Annotated in this window: 18 protein-coding genes and 1 pseudogene; 7 read left to right on the plus strand and 12 right to left on the minus strand. The window is 71.5% G+C overall.

The genetic code is table 11. The features are described 5' to 3' along the window. Window positions 1-3: 3 nt before the first annotated feature. Window positions 4-528, plus strand: a complete 525-nt coding sequence (locus ACQPZW_RS38335; protein ID WP_433790914.1) for a GNAT family N-acetyltransferase — start codon at window positions 4-6, stop codon at window positions 526-528. Between the two features lie 39 nt (window positions 529-567). Here ACQPZW_RS38335 and ACQPZW_RS38340 read toward each other — a convergent pair whose 3' ends face one another. The 3 genes from ACQPZW_RS38340 to ACQPZW_RS38350 all read right to left on the minus strand — a co-directional run bounded on the left by ACQPZW_RS38340 (window position 568) and on the right by ACQPZW_RS38350 (window position 3,302). Beyond that, entirely contained in the window at window positions 568-822 is a 255-nt protein-coding gene (locus ACQPZW_RS38340; protein WP_433790915.1) for a hypothetical protein, read from the minus strand. Between the two features lie 241 nt (window positions 823-1,063). Further along, complete coding sequence (gene glpK / locus ACQPZW_RS38345) at window positions 1,064-2,533, minus strand: glycerol kinase GlpK (RefSeq protein WP_433790917.1); 1,470 nt, start codon at window positions 2,531-2,533, stop codon at window positions 1,064-1,066. A 7-nt stretch (window positions 2,534-2,540) separates the two neighbouring features. Next, a complete protein-coding gene (locus ACQPZW_RS38350; protein WP_433790918.1) occupies window positions 2,541-3,302 on the minus strand; it encodes an IclR family transcriptional regulator in 762 nt (253 codons plus the stop codon). Between the two features lie 102 nt (window positions 3,303-3,404). Between ACQPZW_RS38350 and glpK (ACQPZW_RS38355) the strand changes: the two genes are divergently transcribed. Beyond that, window positions 3,405-4,883 carry a glycerol kinase GlpK gene (glpK, locus tag ACQPZW_RS38355; RefSeq protein WP_433790919.1) on the plus strand — a complete coding sequence of 493 codons (1,479 nt, stop codon included), beginning with the start codon at window positions 3,405-3,407 and terminating at the stop codon, window positions 4,881-4,883. Window positions 4,884-4,905: 22 nt separating this feature from the next. Further along, entirely contained in the window at window positions 4,906-6,615 is a 1,710-nt protein-coding gene (locus ACQPZW_RS38360) for a glycerol-3-phosphate dehydrogenase/oxidase (protein ID WP_433790920.1), read from the plus strand. A 141-nt stretch (window positions 6,616-6,756) separates the two neighbouring features. On the opposite strand, the gene ACQPZW_RS38365 is transcribed toward ACQPZW_RS38360, so the two are convergent. The 5 genes from ACQPZW_RS38365 to ald all read right to left on the minus strand — a co-directional run bounded on the left by ACQPZW_RS38365 (window position 6,757) and on the right by ald (window position 11,821). Then, window positions 6,757-7,986, minus strand: a complete 1,230-nt coding sequence (locus ACQPZW_RS38365; protein WP_433790921.1) for an MFS transporter — start codon at window positions 7,984-7,986, stop codon at window positions 6,757-6,759. 83 nt (window positions 7,987-8,069) lie between these two features. Further along, window positions 8,070-8,738: a hypothetical protein gene (locus tag ACQPZW_RS38370; RefSeq protein ID WP_433790922.1), complete on the minus strand. Its 669-nt coding sequence runs from the start codon at window positions 8,736-8,738 to the stop codon at window positions 8,070-8,072. Window positions 8,739-8,748: 10 nt separating this feature from the next. Next, window positions 8,749-9,681 carry a ParA family protein gene (locus tag ACQPZW_RS38375; protein ID WP_109602751.1) on the minus strand — a complete coding sequence of 311 codons (933 nt, stop codon included), beginning with the start codon at window positions 9,679-9,681 and terminating at the stop codon, window positions 8,749-8,751. A gap of 113 nt (window positions 9,682-9,794) precedes the next feature. Further along, window positions 9,795-10,709, minus strand: a complete 915-nt coding sequence (locus tag ACQPZW_RS38380) for a site-specific tyrosine recombinase XerD (RefSeq protein WP_433797738.1) — start codon at window positions 10,707-10,709, stop codon at window positions 9,795-9,797. Further along, on the minus strand, window positions 10,706-11,821 hold the full coding sequence (gene ald, locus ACQPZW_RS38385) for an alanine dehydrogenase (protein ID WP_433790923.1): 1,116 nt from the start codon (window positions 11,819-11,821) through the stop codon (window positions 10,706-10,708). The genes ACQPZW_RS38380 and ald overlap by 4 nt, the downstream gene beginning before the upstream one ends. A gap of 90 nt (window positions 11,822-11,911) precedes the next feature. Here ald and ACQPZW_RS38390 point away from each other — a divergent pair, with 90 nt between their 5' ends. Then, complete coding sequence (locus ACQPZW_RS38390) at window positions 11,912-13,120, plus strand: barstar family protein (protein WP_433790924.1); 1,209 nt, start codon at window positions 11,912-11,914, stop codon at window positions 13,118-13,120. Further along, window positions 13,045-13,584, plus strand: a pseudogene (locus ACQPZW_RS38395) (SAM-dependent methyltransferase); the annotation flags it as partial. The gene ACQPZW_RS38390 and the pseudogene ACQPZW_RS38395, both read left to right, overlap by 76 nt. A 93-nt stretch (window positions 13,585-13,677) precedes the next feature. On the opposite strand, the gene ACQPZW_RS38400 reads toward ACQPZW_RS38395, so the two are convergent. Both ACQPZW_RS38400 and ACQPZW_RS38405 read right to left on the minus strand, forming a co-directional pair. Continuing rightward, on the minus strand, window positions 13,678-14,073 hold the full coding sequence (locus tag ACQPZW_RS38400) for a PPOX class F420-dependent oxidoreductase (protein WP_433790925.1): 396 nt from the start codon (window positions 14,071-14,073) through the stop codon (window positions 13,678-13,680). A 47-nt stretch (window positions 14,074-14,120) separates the two neighbouring features. Beyond that, window positions 14,121-14,537 (minus strand): VOC family protein, encoded by a 417-nt coding sequence (locus ACQPZW_RS38405; RefSeq protein WP_433790926.1) that lies wholly within the window; start codon window positions 14,535-14,537, stop codon window positions 14,121-14,123. Window positions 14,538-14,567: 30 nt separating this feature from the next. Here ACQPZW_RS38405 and ACQPZW_RS38410 point away from each other — a divergent pair, with 30 nt between their 5' ends. Beyond that, window positions 14,568-15,638, plus strand: coding sequence for a nucleotide disphospho-sugar-binding domain-containing protein (locus ACQPZW_RS38410; RefSeq protein ID WP_433790927.1), 1,071 nt, complete (start codon window positions 14,568-14,570; stop codon window positions 15,636-15,638). Between the two features lie 143 nt (window positions 15,639-15,781). Here the strand turns inward: ACQPZW_RS38410 and ACQPZW_RS38415 are convergent, their stop codons facing one another. Then, window positions 15,782-17,023 (minus strand): MFS transporter, encoded by a 1,242-nt coding sequence (locus tag ACQPZW_RS38415; RefSeq protein WP_433790928.1) that lies wholly within the window; start codon window positions 17,021-17,023, stop codon window positions 15,782-15,784. Window positions 17,024-17,132: 109 nt separating this feature from the next. Further along, a complete protein-coding gene (locus ACQPZW_RS38420) occupies window positions 17,133-17,732 on the minus strand; it encodes a TetR/AcrR family transcriptional regulator (RefSeq protein ID WP_433790929.1) in 600 nt (199 codons plus the stop codon). 39 nt (window positions 17,733-17,771) lie between these two features. Between ACQPZW_RS38420 and ACQPZW_RS38425 the strand changes: the two genes are divergently transcribed. Beyond that, entirely contained in the window at window positions 17,772-19,016 is a 1,245-nt protein-coding gene (locus ACQPZW_RS38425; protein ID WP_433790930.1) for a macrolide family glycosyltransferase, read from the plus strand. Window positions 19,017-19,019 lie beyond the last annotated feature (3 nt).

The raw sequence follows: 19,019 nt of genomic DNA on the forward strand, positions 1-19,019 counted from the left end.
GCGATGCGGTCACTGATCTCACCCCGGCTGCTTCTTCGCGAGTGGGAGGAGAAGGACGTCGACTTCCTTCTCGACATGTACTCGCGATGGGAGGTGGCACGGTTCCTCGGCTCGGCGCCACGGGTGCTCGCCGGGCACGACGACGCGGTTGCGACGCTCGCCCGCTGGCGATCGCGGCAGGACGACGTGCACACGATCTGGGCGATCCAGGACCGCGCGACCGGTCACCTGCTGGGGACCGCGCTGCTGGTCCCGCTCCTCGCCTCGGGCGAGACGCTGCAACCCTGCGACGAGTCCGAGATCGGCTGGCATCTGCATCCCAACGCCTGGGGCAAGGGGTACGCCACGGAGGCGGCCAACGCGGTGATGGCCTACGCGGCCCGTTCCGGAATCGATCCGGTGCTCGCCGTGACATGGCCGGAGAACACGGCCTCACAAGCGGTGTGCCGGCGACTCGGAATGCGTCACCTGGGCCAGACCGACAAGTACTACAACATGACCAGCGAACTGTTCACGAACGCGTCGTGAAACGGGCCGCCGAGCCGAAACGCGCGGCGGCCCGGCAGATCACTTCTTCTTGTCCTTCTTGGACTTCTTCTCGGCCTTGGCGGGGGCCTCGACAGCCACCGGCGCCTCGACGACGGGCTCGGCCACGACAGCCTTCTTGGCCTTCTTGACCTTCTCGGCCTTGGCGGGGGCCTCGACGACCGCCGGCGCCTCGACGACCTTCTTGGCCTTCTTGACCTTCTCGGCCTTCACCGGCTCAACCGGCGCAGCCTCGACCTTTTCCGCCTTCTTGGCCTTTTCCTTGGTCTTCGCCACGTCGGCCTCCTTTCGCAGATGTACCTCACGCGGGCCCAGCCGGCGCGCGCGTGTGCACGCGACTATAGACATCCCCGCGAAATCTTGGGTTCGTGAGACCGAAGTGAGATGTTCACCATTCCGTTTTCTGGCTGATCATGCTCAGCCTTCTACACATCGGGAAAGCCGGGAGTCGCACGCAATTGCGACTCCCGGTGACACACGTCGTCGCGCCGCCGCTGTGGACGGCGGCCCGGCACGGTCAGTCCTCGCGGCTGAACAGAACGGCGCAGTCGATCGCGCGGCGCCAGCGGGCGTACTCGCGCTCACGCCGGCCGGAGTCCAGTGTGGGCCGCCACCGGCCGGCGGAGTGCCGGTTGGCGCGCAGGTCCCGCAGGTCCGACCAGTAGCCGACGGCCAGCCCCGCCGCGTAGGCGGCGCCCAGCGACACCGTCTCGGCGACCATCGGGCGGACCACCGGCACCTGCAGGAAGTCGGCGACGATCTGCATCAGCAGGTTGTCGGCGGTCATCCCGCCGTCCACGTTGAGGGTGGTCAGCGCGAGCCCGGAGTCGGCGTTCATGGCGTCGACGACGTCGCGGGTCTGCCAGCCGGTCGCCTCCAGCACGGCCCGGGCCAGGTGACCCTTCGTGATGTACGAGGTGAGCCCGACGATCACGCCGCGGGCCTCGCTGTGCCAGTACGGCGCGTACAGACCGGAGAAGGCCGGCACGATGTAGCAGCCGCCGTTGTCGGCCACCGTGCCGGCCAGCGTCTCGATCTCGGAGGCGGTGCCGATGAGCCCGAGGCCGTCGCGCATCCACTGCACCAGCGACCCGGCGATCGCGATGGAGCCCTCCAGTGCGAAGACCGGCTTCTCGTCACCGATCCGGTAGCCGACCGTGGTGATCAGGCCGTGGCTGGAGCGGACGGGGGTGGTGCCGGTGTTCATGAGCAGGAACCCGCCGGTGCCGTAGGTGCACTTGGCCTCGCCCGGGTCGAAGCAGGTCTGCCCGAACAGTGCGGCCTGCTGGTCGCCGATGGCGGCGGCGATCGGCACTCCGGGCAGCACCGCCTCGGCGGTCCCGTAGACCTCCGCCGACGACCGGATCTCCGGCAGCATCGCCCGTGGGATCGCGAACAGCTCCAGCAGCTCCGGATCCCAGTCCAGAGATTCGAGGCTCATGAGCATGGTGCGGCTGGCGTTGGTGACGTCGGTGATGTGCAGGCCACCGGTGAGGTTCCAGATCAGCCAGCTGTCCATCGTCCCGAACAGCACCTCACCACGCTCGGCACGGCCCCTCAGACCGGGGATCTCGGCGAGCAGCCACTGGACCTTGGTGGCTGAGAAGTAGGTGGCCGGCGGCAGACCGGTCCGGCTGCTCACGAGCTCGGCGTCGAGCGTCGGGATCAGATAGTCGGTACGGGTGTCCTGCCACACGATCGCCGGAGCCACGGGCGCCCCGGTGACCCGGTCCCACAGCACCACGGTCTCACGCTGGTTCGCGATCCCGATCGCCGCCACCTCCGACGGATCGACGTCGGCCAGCGCCTTCCTGATCAGCCGTTGCAGGTCGCGCCAGATCCGGGCCGCGTCGTGCTCCACCCAGCCCGGCCGCGGATAGGACTGCGGATGCTCGGCCCGCACCGCCGACACCACGGTCGCCCGCCGGTCGAAAAGGATGCACCGCGTCGACGTCGTCCCCTGATCCACCGCCAGCACGTAGCTCATGACGCGCTCACGTCCCGCTCACGTCTCGGGAGATCGACCGGGCGGCCGCCACGACGTGCTCGACCAGTGCCGGGCGCGCCTGCCGCCGGGTGTCGGTGAGCCGTTCCACCGGCCCGGCGATCCCGACCGCGCCGACCACGAGACCGCCGGACGTGCGGACCGGCGCGGCGATCCCGGCCAGTCCGGGCCGCCACTCCTCCACCGACAGACCCCAGCCGCGGGCGCGGGTCTCGGCCAGCGTCCGGGCGAGATCGTGGCGGTCGGTCACGGTTCTTCGGGTGTACGGGTCGAGCCCACCCGCCACCGCCGAGGCCTCAGCGGCCGCCGAGTAGGCGAGCAGCACCTTGCCGAGCGCCGTGGCGTGCGGTGGGAGCCGGACCCCGGTGTCCAGCGACTGTGCCGAGTCGTCCGGCCGGAAGACGTGGTGCACCACGAGGACCCTGGCGTCGTCGAGCACTCCCAGTCGTACCTCCTCGCCGCTGCGCGAGGCCAGTGCGTCGGCCCAGTTGAGCGCCCGCCCGCGCAGCTCGTTGGCGTCGATGCCGGCCGAGCCGAGGTCGAGCAGGCCGCGGCCGAGCCGGTAGCGGGCGGTCCGGGCGTCCTGTTCCACGAAGCCGACGTGCTCCAGGGTCCGCAGGATGCTGTGCGCGGTGGATTTGGGCAGGTCGAGCGCGTCCGCGATCTCCTTGACGCGTAGCCGGCCGGGCCCGGCCGCGAGCAGGCGCAACACGGCCGACGACCGCTCGATCGACTGGATCAGACCGGGCACGTGCGACATTGTCGCACGCACCTCGTTGTGGCACTCCCGATCGCTCCATACCGTCGCCCCGACAGCCGGTGTGGCTCGGACGGGATTCGACAGGGAGGTCCAGTGGCGCGGTACGTCGGCGCGATCGATCAGGGCACCACCAGCACGCGGTTCATGATCTTCGACCGGGCCGGTCGCGAGATCGGCCGCCACCAGCTGGAACACCGGCAGATCCAGCCGCGGTCGGGCTGGGTGGAGCACGAACCCGCGGAGATCTGGGAGAACACCCTCAAGACCATCGCGGTGACGCTCGCCGACACCGGGCTCACCCCGGCCGACCTGGCCGCCGTCGGCATCACGAACCAGCGTGAGACCGTGGTGCTGTGGGACCGGGTCACCGGGGCGCCCGTGGCTCCGGCGATCGTGTGGCAGGACACCCGTACCGACTATCTGATCCCGACGCTCGACGCCGAGCTCGTGAGCAGCCGGACCGGTCTGCCGCCGGCCACCTACTTCTCAGCCACCAAGGTCCAGTGGCTGCTCGCCGAGATCCCCGGTCTGAGGGGCCGTGCCGAGCGTGGTGAGGTGCTGTTCGGGACGATGGACAGCTGGCTGATCTGGAACCTCACCGGTGGCCTGCACATCACCGACGTCACCAACGCCAGCCGCACCATGCTCATGAGCCTCGAATCTCTGGACTGGGATCCGGAGCTGCTGGAGCTGTTCGCGATCCCACGGGCGATGCTGCCGGAGATCCGGTCGTCGGCGGAGGTCTACGGGACCGCCGAGGCGGTGCTGCCCGGAGTGCCGATCGCCGCCGCCATCGGCGACCAGCAGGCCGCACTGTTCGGGCAGACCTGCTTCGACCCGGGCGAGGCCAAATGCACCTACGGCACCGGCGGGTTCCTGCTCATGAACACCGGCACCACCCCCGTCCGCTCCAGCCACGGCCTGATCACCACGGTCGGCTACCGCTTCGGTGACGAGAAGCCGGTCTTCGCACTGGAGGGCTCGATCGCCGCGTGCGGCGCCGCCATCCAGTGGCTGCGCGACCAGCTCGGCGTCCTGGAGACCGCCGAGGACAGCGAGACCCTGGCCGGGCAGGTCGACGACAGCGCCGGCGTCTGCTTCGTACCGGCGTTCTCCGGACTGTTCGCCCCCTACTGGCGGCCGGACGCCCGCGCCGCCATCGTCGGCCTCTCCCGCTTCCACACCGCCGCCCACATCACCCGGGCCGCCCTCGAAGCCATCTGCCACCAGACCCGCGACGTCGTCGAGGCGATGGCCCAGGACTCCGGGACCGCCCTTGACTGCCTCCAGGTCGACGGGGGTGTCACCGCCAACGCGCTCTGCATGCAGCTGCAGGCCGACATCCTCGGCGTGCCGGTCAGCCGGCCGGCCGTCGCCGAGACCACCGCGCTCGGCGCCGCCTACGCGGCCGGGCTGGCGGTCGGCTTCTGGGACTCCCTGGACGACCTGCGCGCCAACCGGCACGAGGACCGGCGCTGGCAGCCGTCCTGGTCGGCGGCCCGGCGCACCGAAGGCATCACCCGCTGGCGAGCGGCCATCGACCGCACCCTCGACTGGGTCAGCGTCGGCTGACCTTTTTTCCGGAAGGACCAGTATGAAAACCGGAGTGATCTCGCCCCAGGCCCGCACCAGGGCCCTCGAAGCCATGTCGTCCGGCCCCGAGCTGGACGTGCTCGTCGTGGGCGCCGGCGTGGTCGGCGCGGGGTCGGCCCTCGACGCCGCCACCCGCGGCCTCTCCGTCGGTCTGCTCGAAGCACGCGACTTCGCCAGCGGCACCTCCAGCCGGTCCAGCAAGCTCATCCACGGCGGCCTGCGCTACCTGGAGATGCTCGACTTCAGCCTGGTCCGGGAGGCGCTGCGCGAACGTGGGCTGCTGATCCAGAGACTGGCGCCGCACCTGGTCCGGCCCGTGCCGTTCCTCTACCCGTTGCAGAAGCGCGCGTGGGAGCGCCTGTACGTCGGCGCGGGCGTGGCCCTCTACGACATCCTCGCCCTCTCCGGCGGGGGTGCGGGCGTGCCCGTACACCGGCACCTGAGCCGGGTCGAGGCGCTCAAGGCGTTCCCGTCGCTGCGCCCGGAGAGCCTGGTCGGCGCGATCCGCTACTACGACGCGCAGGTCGACGACGCCCGGCACACCATGTTCCTGGTCCGCACCGCGGTCGCGAACGGCGCGCACGTCGCCTCCCGGACCGAGGTCATCGGGTTCCTGCGCGAGGGCCGCCGGGTCGTCGGCGTCACCGCCCGCGACCTGGAGACCGGCGCCGAGCTCGAGATCCGCGCCCGCACGGTGATCAACGCGACGGGGGTGTGGACCGGCGACAGCCAGGCCCTGCTGACCGGCGAGCGCGGCGAATTCAAGATCACCGCGAGCAAGGGGATCCACCTGGTCGTGCCGCGGGACCGGATCGCCGGCCGCACGGGCATGATCCTGCGTACGGCCACCAGCGTCCTGTTCGTGATCCCCTGGGACCAGCACTGGATCATCGGAACCACCGACACGGCGTGGGACCTCGACAAATCCGATCCGGCCGCGTCCGGCAAGGATGTCGACTACCTGCTCGACGAGGTCAACAAGGCTCTGGCCGTGCCGCTGACCCGCGACGACGTGCAGGGTGTCTACGCCGGACTGCGCCCGCTGCTGTCGGCCGAGGCGGCCAGCACCGCGAAGCTGTCCCGCGAGCACGCCGTCGGCAACCCGGTCCCCGGCATGATCGTGGTGGCCGGGGGCAAGTACACGACGTACCGGGTGATGGCCAAGGACGCCGTCGACGCGGCCGTCCGCGAACTGTCCGCCCGCGTGCCGGTGTCCTGCACCGACCAGGTCCCGCTGCTCGGCGCCGACGGCTACCGCGCCGCCTGGAACCGCCGCGCCGCCCTGGCCCGCGAGTCCGGTCTGACCGTCACGGCCGTCGAGCACCTGCTGCGCCGGTACGGCACGCTGGTCGACGAGGTGCTGTCGCTGATCGAGGCCGACCCGTCCCTCGGCCTGCCCCTGGACGGCGCCCCCGGGCACCTGCGCGCCGAGATCCTGTACGCGGCCAGCCACGAGGGCGCCCGGCACCTCGACGACGTGCTGTCCCGGCGTACCAGAATCGCTTTCGAGACCCCCGACCGCGGGGTCGCCGCGGCCCGCGCGGCGGCCGCCCTGATCGCCCCGGTCCTGGGCTGGTCCGCTGCCGACACCACCCGGGAGGCGGAAGCCTACGAGTCCCGGGTGATCGCCGAGCTGGCCGCCCAGCAGCAGCCCGACGACGCCACCGCCGACGCCGCCCTCCGCCGGACCGCCCTGGCCACCGCCGCCTGACCGCACGGTCTGCTCCGGCGTGCGAGAGGGCACGCTGGAGCACCGGGGCGGCCGTGGTCACCACGTCGCCGACCGCAGCCATGGAGGCCAGCGGGGCCCGTCAGTGGGCTTCCCGCCGCCGGAGAGCCGCCCGACATGCCGTCAACCTCGATCGGCCCGGGAGTGGGTCTCGCTTCCGGCGGGGCCGCGTGGCGGCGGAAGCGGGCGGCAGGCCGGGACCGGGGGCGGGCGGCCGTGGTGGGCCGAGGTGCCGACGGCGAAGGCGATGGTGGCGACCACCGTGACGGCGCCGCACAGCAGGAGGGTCCCGGTGTAGCCGAGCAGCGACACCGCGCCTCCGCCGACGATGCCGGCCAGGACCATGCCGGCGGTGGTGGCGTTGGCGAACAGGGTGGTGGCCCGGCCGGTGGCGGGGGCCATCGCGTCCTGGAACCAGCGGATGCCGGCGGCACCGACGACCGCTATCGCGATGCCGCGGACCACCTGGCCGGCCGCCAGCAGGATCAGGTCGTCGGCGAGGACGGTGAGGGCGAAGAAGAACACGAAACCGCCCATCCCGGTGAGGATGATCAGGCGCTGGCTGATGTGGGCGGGCATCGCGGCGAGCAGCAGGGCGGCCAGGACCTCGACGGCGGCGCAGACGCTGAACAGGACGCCCACGGCCGAGTCGTCCTGGGCCAGTTCGCCGGTGACGAAGAGCGGCATGACCACCGATGCGGCGAACATCGCGGTGAAGAAGAGGGTGATGCCCACGGTCGGCAGGATGGTGGTGCTCCTCGGCTGGCGCGAGCCGGTCCGGTCGTCCGGGGGCGGCTGCGGGTGGGGCGGGCCGGGACGGGGCACGGCGGTCAGCACCCAGACGGCGGCCACGACGAGGACCACGGCGGCCGAACGCAGGATGGCGGGAAAGCCGGCCACGGCCCGGACCGCGGCGCCGATCAGCGGGCCGGCCGCCCAGGCCAGCGACCACACCGAACGCAGCAGGGTCACCGATCGGCCGGCCGTCGAGCCGGCGCCCGGGAGGTGCCGGCCCAGGGCGAAGAGCTGAGGGAAGGCCGCGGCAAGCGCGCCGAGCAGGGTGACGGCGAGCAGGATGAACAGCGGGTACGACCGGATCGCCGGCATCAGCCACAGGGCGGCGCCGCCACACAGCATCGAGACGGCCGCGTACCAGCGGGAGGGCTGCCGGTCGAACCCGTGTCCGGCGAGCCACGCGATCATGATGCCGGCTGCGCCGTGCACGGACACGAAGACGCCGGTCTCCAGTGGGGTGAGACCGGCGTCCTCGGTCACGAACAGGACGAAATAGGAGCCGACCATCGAGTCGGCCACGCCGAGCAGCAGCACAGCGACAGCCAGTGACATCGACATCGCTCAAACTTTAACCGCGGTGGCCGAGAAAAACAGCAGGGCGACCCGCCGTGAGGCACGGAAACCGCGGCTACGGCGCCGGTTCAGGCCCAGATTCGCAGGAAGAGGACGCCCAGGACGTCGATGATCCTCAGCAGGATCGGATAGCCGGTGGGGAAGAACGCGCACACCAGCAGGACCAGCGCGCCGATGTTCTTGTCCTCGAACCACAGCCGCAGCCAGGCCATGCTCGGGCCCGGTTTACGCAACGCGAACCACAGGATGCCGAAGCCGTCCAGCGGCGGGATCGGGATGAGCGCCAGCAGGCCGAGCGTGAGCAACCCGACGCCCAGCGACAGCACCACCTGGCCGGCCATCGGCACCGGCTGGAAACCGCGCAGGATCTCGCCCGGCATCAGGGCCAGCGCCGCGGAGGGGTAGAACAGCGCGAACCCGGCGATGATCAGCTCACCGGCGAGGATGCAGGCGACCGGCCCGGCGGCGAAGACCGCGGCGGCCCGGCCCCGGCCACGCCAGTTGGGCACCTCGTCGACCGTCAACTGCCGGCCCCAGCCCATGCCGCCGATCGCGGCCGACACCGCGCCGAACGGGTCGATGTCGCGCCGGAGGCTGAAACGCGCCGGTGGGCGGCCGTCACCGAGCCCGACGACACGGGCCGTGAACCTCATGGCGACGGCACGCAGCGCCAGGCCGATCAGGAAGGCGACGACCAGGGCGACGAACGCCACCGGTTCGCCGAGAGCGAAGAGCACGGTGCGGGACCTAGCCTCGATCTGCCTGGGCGGCGATGACCTCGCGAGCGAGTTGACGGTAGTTGCGCGCGCCGGACGACGCAGGGTCCAGCGTAGTGATCGGGGCTCCCGCCACGGTCGACTCGGGGAACTTCACCGTCTTCGTGATGACCGTCTGGTACACCTTGTCGCCGAACGCCTCGACCACACGCTGCAGCACCTGGCGGCAATGCGTGGTCCGGGAGTCGTACATCGTGGCGAGGATGCCCTCGAGCTCCAGATCGAAGTTGAGCCGCTCGCGCACCTTGTCGATGGTGTCGAGGAGCAGCGCCACCCCGCGGAGGGAGAAGAACTCACACTCCAGGGGGATGAGCACGCCGTGCGCGATGGTCAGCGCGTTGATCGCCAGCAGGCCCAGCGAGGGCTGGCAGTCGATCAGGATGAAGTCGTACTCCTTACGCACCGAGCGCAGCGCCCGGGCCAGCGCCATCTCGCGCGCGACCTCGTTGACCAGCTGGATCTCGGCGGCCGACAGGTCGATGTTGGCAGGCAGCAGGTGCAGACCGGCCACGTCGGACTTGATGATGACGTCCTCGGTGGCGACGTCGTCCTGCATGAGCAGGTTGTAGACGCTCAGGTCGAGATTGTGCGGGTTGACTCCGAGGCCCACCGAGCAGGCGCCCTGCGGGTCGAAGTCGACGAGGAGGACCTTGCGCCCATACTCCGCCAGCGCCGCGCCCAGGTTGATGGTGGTCGTCGTCTTTCCGACACCACCCTTCTGGTTCGCCAGGGCGATGATGCGGGCCGGGCCGTGCCGGTCCTTCGGCATCGGCTCGGGGATGGGCCGGCGCATGGTGTAGGCGGTGGGGTCGGCGGGGCCCAGATCGGCGCCCAGGTCCAGCGAGTTCTGTTGCTCACGGAGAGCCGAGGTCCAGGCCTCTGCGCGCTGGCCGTTACCTGACATGTTCCTCGCCCCCCTTCGACTCGCAGCCGGAGCCGATGCCCGACTGTACGCCACCCGCCCCTCCTCGAAAGGGTTCAGCCGTTCGGCGTGTCGCGCCTACGCATCCATAGCCTCTAACGAGCCCGCGGGTGTGCGGTCGCGTACACCTCCCGGAGGCGTTCGACGGTCACCAGGGTATACACCTGCGTCGTGGTGACCGAGGCGTGTCCCAGCAGTTCCTGCACCACCCGGACGTCGGCCCCGCCGTCGAGCAGATGCGTCGCGTAGGAGTGACGCAACGTGTGCGGGCTCACCGCGTACGGCCCGTCCACCGGCAGGCCCACCGCGAGGGCGCAGCGGTGCAGGACCGTCCACGCGCTCTGCCTCGACAGCCGGCCCCCGCGAGCGTTCAGGAACACCGCGGGCGTGCCCCGGCCCGACTCGGCCAGCGAGGGTCTCGCCCGTACCAGATAGGCCTGCAACGAAGCCCGCGCGTAACCGCCGACCGGGACCAGCCGCGTGCGCCCGCCCTTGCCCCGCAGGATGACCGCGGGATCGGTCTCCAGCTCCAGGTCGTCGATGTCGGCGCCGACCGCCTCGGAGATCCGCGCCCCGGTGCCGTAGAGGAACTCCAGCAGCGCCCGGTCACGCAGGCCGAGAGGCGAGTCCGGGTCCGGGACCGCGAGCAGCCGGCCGATCTGGTCCACGTCCAGGGCCTTGGGCAGGCGTTTCGGCGGGGCGGGTGGCCGTACCTCCGCGGCGGGGTCGTGGGCCGCCAGCCGCTCGCGGACCGCGAACCGGTGCAGCCCGCGGACCGCGGAGATGGCCCGCGCCGCCGACGCCGACGCCAGGCCCTCCTCGCGCAGCCGGGCCAGATGACCGGCGACGTGCGCCGGCCGCACACCGGCGAGATCCTCGACACCCTCCGCGGTCAGCCCTTCGGCGTAGCGCTCCAGGTCCCGCCGGTAGGACGCGAGCGTGTTGCGCGACAGCCCGCGCTCCACGGTCAGGTGGTCCAGATAGCTCCTGATCGCCCGGTCGAGAGTCAGCGGAGCACCTCCGTCAGGGGTATCGAGGGCATCCCGTGCGCCTCCGCGACCGGCCCGTAGACCACGTTGCCGTCGAAGGTGTTGAGGCCCGCGGCGAGCGCGGGATCGGCGCGCAGGGCGCCGCGCCAGCCGCGGTTCGCCAACTCCAGAGCGTACGGCAGAGTGACGTTCGTGAGCGCGTAGGTGCTGGTGTGCGGCACCGCCCCGGGCATGTTGGCGACGCAGTAGAACATCGACTCGTGCACCCGGTAGGTCGGGTCGTCGTGGGTGGTCGGCCGCGAGTCCTCGAAGCAGCCGCCCTGGTCGATCGAGATGTCCACCAGCACACTGCCCGGCTTCATCCGCGACACCAGCTCGTTGGAGATCAACTTCGGCGCCTTCGCGCCCGGCACCAGCACCGCACCCACCACCAGGTCCGCGTCGAGGACGGCCTTCTCGATCTCGTACGCGTTCGACGCGATGGTCTGGATGTGCCCGCGGTAGTCGGCGTCCACCGCCCGCAGCCGGGCCACGTTCTTGTCCAGCAGCAGCACCTCGGCCTGCATGCCGAGGGCGATCGCGGCGGCGTTCAGCCCGGACACGCCCGCCCCGATCACGACGGCCTTCGCCGCATACACCCCGGGCACACCGCCCATCAGCACGCCGCGCCCACCGCCCTGCCGCATCAGGTGGTAGGCGCCGACCTGCGGAGCGAGCCGGCCGGCCACCTCGGACATCGGGGCGAGCAGCGGCAGCGAGCGGTCCGGCAGCTCGACCGTCTCGTACGCCACCCCGGTCACCCGGCGCTCCACCAGCGCGTCCGTGCACTCCTTCGACGCCGCCAGGTGCAGGTAGGTGAAGAGCACCTGCTCCGGGCGCATCCGGTGGTACTCCTCCGGCACCGGCTCCTTGACCTTGAGGATCAGGTCGCCGAAGCCCCACGTCTCGTCGGCGTCCGGCAGGATCACCGCGCCGGCCGCCCGGAAGTCGGCGTCGCTGATCGAGGAGCCCGCCCCGGCTCCGGACTGGACGGCCACCTCGTGACCGTTACGGACGAGCTCGTAGACGCCCGCCGGGGTGATGGCCACCCGGAACTCGTTGTTCTTGACCTCGGTGGGAATACCGACCCTCATCTGCCGGAGATTACCCCTGAGCTGCTGATCCATCCGGATTCGTGCACCGGTATCCCCCGGTCGGCGGTCCGGGCTGTACGGTTCCACCCGATGAGCGGCTTTCCCTGGCTTCTGGTGGACCAGAACACCGACGACGGTGAACTCGTGATCGCCGCCTGCTCCGACATCGACGGTCTGTTCGCCGAGGTCCCCGAGCCGCCGGTGGAGCAGTACCGGCTACTCGGCTGCGAGCCGGCCGGACGGCTGGCCGCGGCATGTGACGGCGCCGGCCCGGACTGGCTGGGCAACGTCGGCCTCGACGCCATCCACCCGCCGCAGTCCAAGCACCCCGCGCACTGCTGGCACTGCGCCGAGGAACTGCTCGACATCACGGTCCTCGACGCGCGCCCGTCCGCCCTCGACCGCGGGCTGCTCGACGTGACGCTGGAGGGCCGGCTGCGCGTCGAGGAGCTGGCCCGGTTCGCCCGCGGCGCCGACAAGGCCCCGGACGCCGACGGATATCTGCTGGTCGGGGTCACCGGCACCGGCGAGGAGGACTTCGGGCTGTGCCGGGAGGTCTCCGGCGTGTTCCGGCCCCGCCCCACGCCGGCGCCGCGCGGGGCCACCCTGATCGGCTGCCGCCCCGAGCCTCCGCTGCAGCGCGCCCTCGACGCGCTGAGCCGCGGCGCGGCCCCGCGACGGCGCTGGATCCAGGGTTCGATCTTCAGCGTCGACCGGGACGGCACGGCTGTCGGCATGGTCGGCGCCGGCCTGGGGGCCGAGGTCGCGGAGGTCCGGCCGTCGCGCCTCGGAGACGGCCTGGTCGACGTCACACTGCAGCCCACCTACGGCGACGCGATCGGCGGTCCCCGCCCGGCCGGGGCACGCACCGTCTGGCAGCGCTGGCGAGCCGGCCGCCCGGACGTGCACGGTGAATGGGCCGAGTACGACGCCGACCTGCGCCACGAGTGGGCCGGGGTGGCTCTCGCGCACCACGAGCAGCGCCCGGACCGGCCGGCCGGCACCCGCTATCACCTGGCCGGCCGCCACATCACCGACGTCGAGGGGTTCTTCTGCGCCATCGGTGAGGCGATCAACGGCCCGGGCGGCTACTTCGGGTGGAACCTGGGCGCCCTGCACGACTGCGCCAACGGCGGCTGGGGCGCGGCGCCCGGGTTCTCGCTGATCTGGCACGACTCCGAGGTCGCCCGTACGCATCTGGTGCCCGGCTACGACCGGCGCTGGTGGACACCGGCCGTGACGATGGACGACCTGCTCGGCTACCTGGCCGACTCCGGGGTCGACGTCGAGCTCCGCTGACCGTTCCCGCCCGGGCGTTCAGTCCGAAGGAACCGACGCCGGCCGCAAGGCCGCCGCGGAGATCGTCGAGCAATCCCCAGCCTGCCGATCTCGATGGGCGCCTCCTCGCCGCTGAGCTGGGCATTCGCCGGCTCCTGGACATCGGGACCGGGCTGCATACCTCACCTGACCTGCACGAGGTGGTGCAGGGCGTGGACCCGGCGTCACGGATGGTCTACGTCGGCGACGACCCGATCGTCCGAGTGCACGCCCGCGCCCTGCTCGCCTCGTCCCGTGCCGGCTCGGCCACCCATCCGGACGCCGACCCGCGTGACACCGACGCCTCGCCGGCCTCCCCGGAGGTCGCCGCACTCGACTGCGGCCGTCCGATTGCGATCAGTCTGGTGGCGATCCTGCGGTTCACCATCGACGAGGTCGAGGCGTACCGGATCATCGCTGCCCTCCGGGAGCACCTCGCCGCCGGCAGCGCCCTGGCCATCCCGGCCGTGACCGCCCACAACGAGCAGGCCGTCCGCGGCGCGAAGGCGCACACGGCCCGCGGCATCCCGGGGTGGCCGTCAAACGCTGACGTCGCGTTTGCTGACGGTGAGACGGTGCGGCTCGGTGTCGGTCTCCTCGATCCCGAAGGAGATCACGCGCCGCGGGTGGATCCGGATGATCGCCTCCGGGCCGTCGACGGCCTCGCCATGGCCTCGGATCTCCAGGCAGCGGACCCGCCACGGGTCGGTGGACGGCAGGTCGTCGACGACGAAGGCGACCCGGCCGTTGGCGGCCACGTTCCGGAACTTGCGGCTGGCCGCCATGGTGAAGCCACGGATGTCGATCGTCGCGGTCTCCGGGTTCCAGGCGAACCCGACCGGACTCACCTGAAGTGTCCCGTCGGGCTGCACGGTGGCCAGCCGCCCGAGGTGCTGCCCGGCCAGGTACTCCAACTCCGCTGCGGTGAAGGTCATCGGGTCACACTGCAACCTGCATCAAGGTTGAGGTCAAGAGCGGCCGGTCAGCCGACGAAGACGCAGACGATGTGGCCGTCGGGGTCGGCGTAGGCGCGCAGTGGCTCCTCCGGATCGTCGGAGCGGTCGAAGCGCAGGGTGGCGCCGAGGGCCAGGATCCGGTCGTGCTGCCGGTTCAGCTCGTCGAGTGAGCTCACCGACGTGTCCAGGTGCATCTGCTGGGGGATCTCGTCGCTCGGCCAGCTCGTCGGGCGTACGCCCGTGGTCTGCTGGAAGGACAGATGGAGATCGCCGTCGCGCGACCGCAGCTGCAACCACTCGCGGCCGCGCGGATCGTCCGAACCCGCCGGAGGTGGCTCGTCGCCCTCCCGATAGTCCAGGTCGAGCAGCTGCCGGTAGAACTCGGCGAGACGGCGGGCGTCGGTGGTGTCGAGCACGAGGGCCCGCAGCTTCGGCACGGTCATGCGCGTGACGTACCCGCCTAGAGTGTGTTGATGCGTGTTCTCGTGGTCGCGGCGCCACTGATCGGGCACGTCTTCCCGATGGTCCCGCTGGCCCGGGCGCTGCGCGAGGCGGGCCACGAGGTGCTGTTCGCGACCGCGGGCGACGGACTGCGGGTCACCGGTTTCGAGGTGCGCGACGTCGCTCCGGGGTTCCGGTTCGCGCCGGTGGCGGCGTGGACCATGCTGCGGCATCCGCTGCTGATCCGCCACGAGCTCGCCGGGACTGCGAGGCCGCGGGTCGTGGGCCACCTGTTCGGGGCGATCAACGACCGGATGCTCGACCGGTTCGAGCGGACGGCCCGGCAGTGGCGGCCGGACCGGATCGTCTACGAACCGCTGGCCGCTGCCGGCGCCGTGGTCGCCGCCCGGCTGGGTGTGCCGGGCATCCTGCAGGAGACCTCCCTGTTCGACGGGCCGGCGCTGCTCGCCGCCACCCGGATGCGGGGCCGTCCGCAGATGGCCGCACCGGCCGCGGTGATCCGGATCGCTCCGGCCAGCGTCGCCCGGCGCGGCACCCATCTGCCGATGCGGTTCGTGCCGTACGCGGGTGATCGCCGGCTGCCGGACTGGCTGGCCGAACCACCACGCCGCCCGCGCATCCTCGTCAGCCGCAGCACGGTCCCGGCGCCCGGCCCGGACCGGATGATGTCCCGGGTCGCCGCGGCCGCCGAGCACGTCGACGCCGACATCGTGCTGATCCGGCCGAATGTCCGCCGGCTGCCGCCACACGTGCGGGCCACCGATGAGGCACCGATCCCGGCGGCGCTCGCCGCCGGCGCGGCGATCGTCCATCACGGTGGCGCCGGGACCACGCTCAGCGCCCTGCAGGCCGGCGCCCCACAACTGATCGTGCGGGGCGCCGGGGACCGCCGGCACAACGCGGAGCTGGTCGCGGCCCGCGGCGCGGGGCTGGCCGTCGACGAGCGGGACATCACCCCGACGCTGCTGACCCGGCTGGTCACCGATCCCGTCGTGGCGTCGGCGGCGGTCGAGGTGAGCGCCGAGATCGCCGCGATGCCACCGCCGGAGCACCTGGTCGAGGCGATCCGGCAGGCCGGTTGAGACCTCCGGCCGACCGGTGGAGACCGCCAGCCCGCCCGGGGAGACCCCGGCGGCCCGGTCGAGGCCGCCGGTGGGTGGGTCGAGGCGATCCAGCGGGCCGGTTGCGACCGCGGGCCGGTCTTCAATGTGGTCGCGGCCGTGGGTCAGACGGGTAGTGCCACGTTGCGGGGTGTCCGCTCGATCCAGCGGATCACCGGCCCACAGGCCACCCCGCACAGCACGAAGACCCCGGCGATGACCCACCAGCCCCAGCCGCCGGTCTGGATGGCGAGGATGGTGAACCCGGCCGGCCCGATCATCTTGCCGAGGCCGCCGACCGACTTGCCGAGACCGGTGTAGGCGCCGCGCTGGCCGGCCGGCGGCACCTCGGTGTTGAGATACCACTGCGCCGAGGACAGCCACAGCTCGGTGCCGGTGAGCATGGCGACCGCGGCGGCCAGCACCGCGACGGTCACCCATCCGTGGGTCTGCCCGCTGAGCGCCACGACCGGGCAGGCGACAGCGGCGGCGATCGCCGACCAGCGCAGCAGACGGGTCGCGCCGTGCAGGGTGTCGGCGCCACGAGCGGCCCGCACCTGCAGCAGCACCGCCATCACGGTGTTGAGCGCGACGAGCGCCCCGAGCACCGGTTTCGGCGCGTCGGTCATGGTGATCGCCCACAGCGGCAGGACCTCGGCCCAGACGGTGCTGTGCAACCAGAGGACACCGATCAGCACGGCCGACGCAGTGTACGGATGGTCGCGCAGCACTCCCCAGGGGCTGGGCCGGGGCCCCTCGTCGTGGACGGGCCGGTCGACGGCCGGCATCCGGGCGACGAAGATCGCGTTGATCGCGATGCCCCCGGCCGCCGCGAACACCAGGATGAGCAGACCCGGCCGGCTGTCGAGGGCGAGCGCGGCGGCGCCGAGGCCGGAGCCGATGGTGAAGCCGACGTTGAGGTAGGCACGTGTGAACGCCATCACCCGGACCCGTCCCTCGCGGGGCACGGCGGCCGCCGTGTAGACGACCCGGCCCGCGTTGGCGAACGCCTCGGCTGCCGTCTGCGCGCAGATCACCAGCAGGAACAGCGTGAATCCGTCGGCCAGTGGATAGGCCGCGAACGCCGCCGCCTCGGCTGTCGCCCCGATCACCCAGGCCCGCTGCCCGCCGATCCGGTCGGCGAGGTGCCCGAACGGCATGGATCCGATGAGGCCGACGAACCCGGCGGCGGAGAGCCCGATGCCGATCTGCACCGGTGTCAGTCCGACATAGAGGCTGAAGAAGACGACGCTGCCGGTGAGAAAGGCGCCGTTGCCGATGGCGTAGACGAGGGACTGGACCGCGAGGGTGCGCGGCAGTCCGGGTGGTGGCAGGATTTTTCTGATTGTTCCCCGTGGATGTCTCATCGTCGTACATAAGATCATTTGAAGCTGTCAGAGAGGCGCCGGGAGCGGATCGGCCGGGTCCGGTGGGGCAGGCCGGGCAACGGTCGAGGAGCGCGGCCACCGCCGGCCGTCATCTGATGTCGGCGGGTGCGGCGGGTCGCAGCGCCGCCATCGCGAGATCGACGATCCCATCCGCATACTCCTCGGTGAGTGGCCCGGTGCGCATCATCCAGCGGTGATACATCGGCCCGATCAGCAGCTCGACGGCCTGGTCGAGGTCGACCTCGGCGCGCACCTGGCCGGCGGTGCGGGCGGATCGCAGCCGGTCCTTGACGGTGTCGAGTTGTGGTCGCAGCAGCCGGTCACGCATGCGGTCGGCGAAGTCGTCGCTGGACAGCGTCTCGATGGTGAGGGCGCGGGTGGTGGCCGACAGCCGGTGGTCGGCGAGCTCGGCGACGATCGCCCGGATGACGGGCCGCAGGTCGGCCTCGAGATCGCCGGTGTCGGGGAGCGCGGGTGGCCCGGCGGAACCACTGTGCTCGACAAGGGCGTCGAGGACGACCGGACCACGACCGCCCCACCAGCGGTAGATGGTCTGCTTGCCGACGCCGGCGCGAGCGGCGATGCCCTCGACGGTCAGGTCGGCATAGCCCTTCTCCTGGAGAAGGCCCATGGCGGCCCGCAGGATCGCGGATCGGGAGCGTTCGCTACGTCGTGAAGCGTCGGGCATGGCGCGACACTACACCACAACGAGACGCAACGTCTCGTCTTGACAAGCACTCCCGGAAACGAGACGCTACGTCTCGTCTTGTTGAACGACCTGTTGAGCGACCTGGAGGTCACCGTGCCGCATATCGCCATGGTCAGCATCCCGTTCCCCGGCCATGTCAACCCGAGCATCGAGGTCATCCGCGAGCTCGTCGCCCGCGGGCATCGGGTCACCTATGCCAACGACCCGTCGTACGCGGAGATCGTCGAGGCGGCGGGCGCCGAGTTCCGGCCCTACCGATCCACCCTCGTCGACGGCAACGACGGGTCCGACGGTGACGCGATCGACCAGCTCACCCTCTTCCTCGACGACGCGATCGCGATGCTGCCGCAGCTGCGGGAGGCCTATCAGGACGATCGCCCCGACCTGTTCCTCTACGACATCGCGGGCGCCCCGGCCCGGCTGCTCGCCGAGCAGTGGGGCATCCCCTCGATGCAGCTCTCCCCCACCTTCGTCGCGTGGGAGGGCTACGAGCAGGAGATGGCCCCGATGGTCGAGGCGATGCGGGCCGACCCGCGTGGGGCCGCCTATTACCACCGGTTCGAGCAGTGGCTGACCGACAACGGGTCCAGCGTCACCGACAGCATGGCCTTCCAGGGCCGGCCGGAGCGGTCCCTGGTGCTGATCCCCCGGGCCATGCAGCCGCACGCCGACCGGGTCGACGAGAAGGTCTACTCCTTCGCCGGCCCGATCTTCGGCGACCGCACCGACCAGGGCACCTGGGTCCGGCCCGCCGACGCGCGTGACGTGCTGCTCGTCTCCCTGGGCTCGGCGTTCACCGAGCATCCCGAGTTCTACCGGCGCTGCGTCGAGGCGTTCGGCGACCTTCCCGGCTGGCACGTCGTGCTGCAGATCGGCCGGCACGTCGACCCGGCCGTGCTCGGCGAGCTGCCCGGCAACATCGAGGTGCACTCCTGGGTGCCACAGCTGGAGGTCCTGCGCCAGGCCTCGGCCTTCCTCACCCACGCCGGCATGGGAGGCAGCGTCGAGGGCCTCTACTGCGGCACCCCGATGCTGGTCGCGCCGCAGGCGGTGGACCAGTTCGGCAACGCTGACCGCCTGGTCGAGCTGGGCGTGGCCCGTCGGATCGACACCACGGTCAGCGCCGAGCAGCTGCGGGAGACGTTCGAGGATCTGATCAACGACCCGGAGGTGCGCCGGGCGAGCGCCGCCATCAGCCGGGAGCTCCGTGACGGCAGCGGCGCGGAGTACGCCGCGACGCTCATCGAGAACGCCGCGGCGTGACGG

The sequence above is a fragment of the Actinoplanes sp. CA-252034 genome (genome assembly GCF_050956125.1).
Classification (GTDB): domain Bacteria; phylum Actinomycetota; class Actinomycetes; order Mycobacteriales; family Micromonosporaceae; genus Actinoplanes.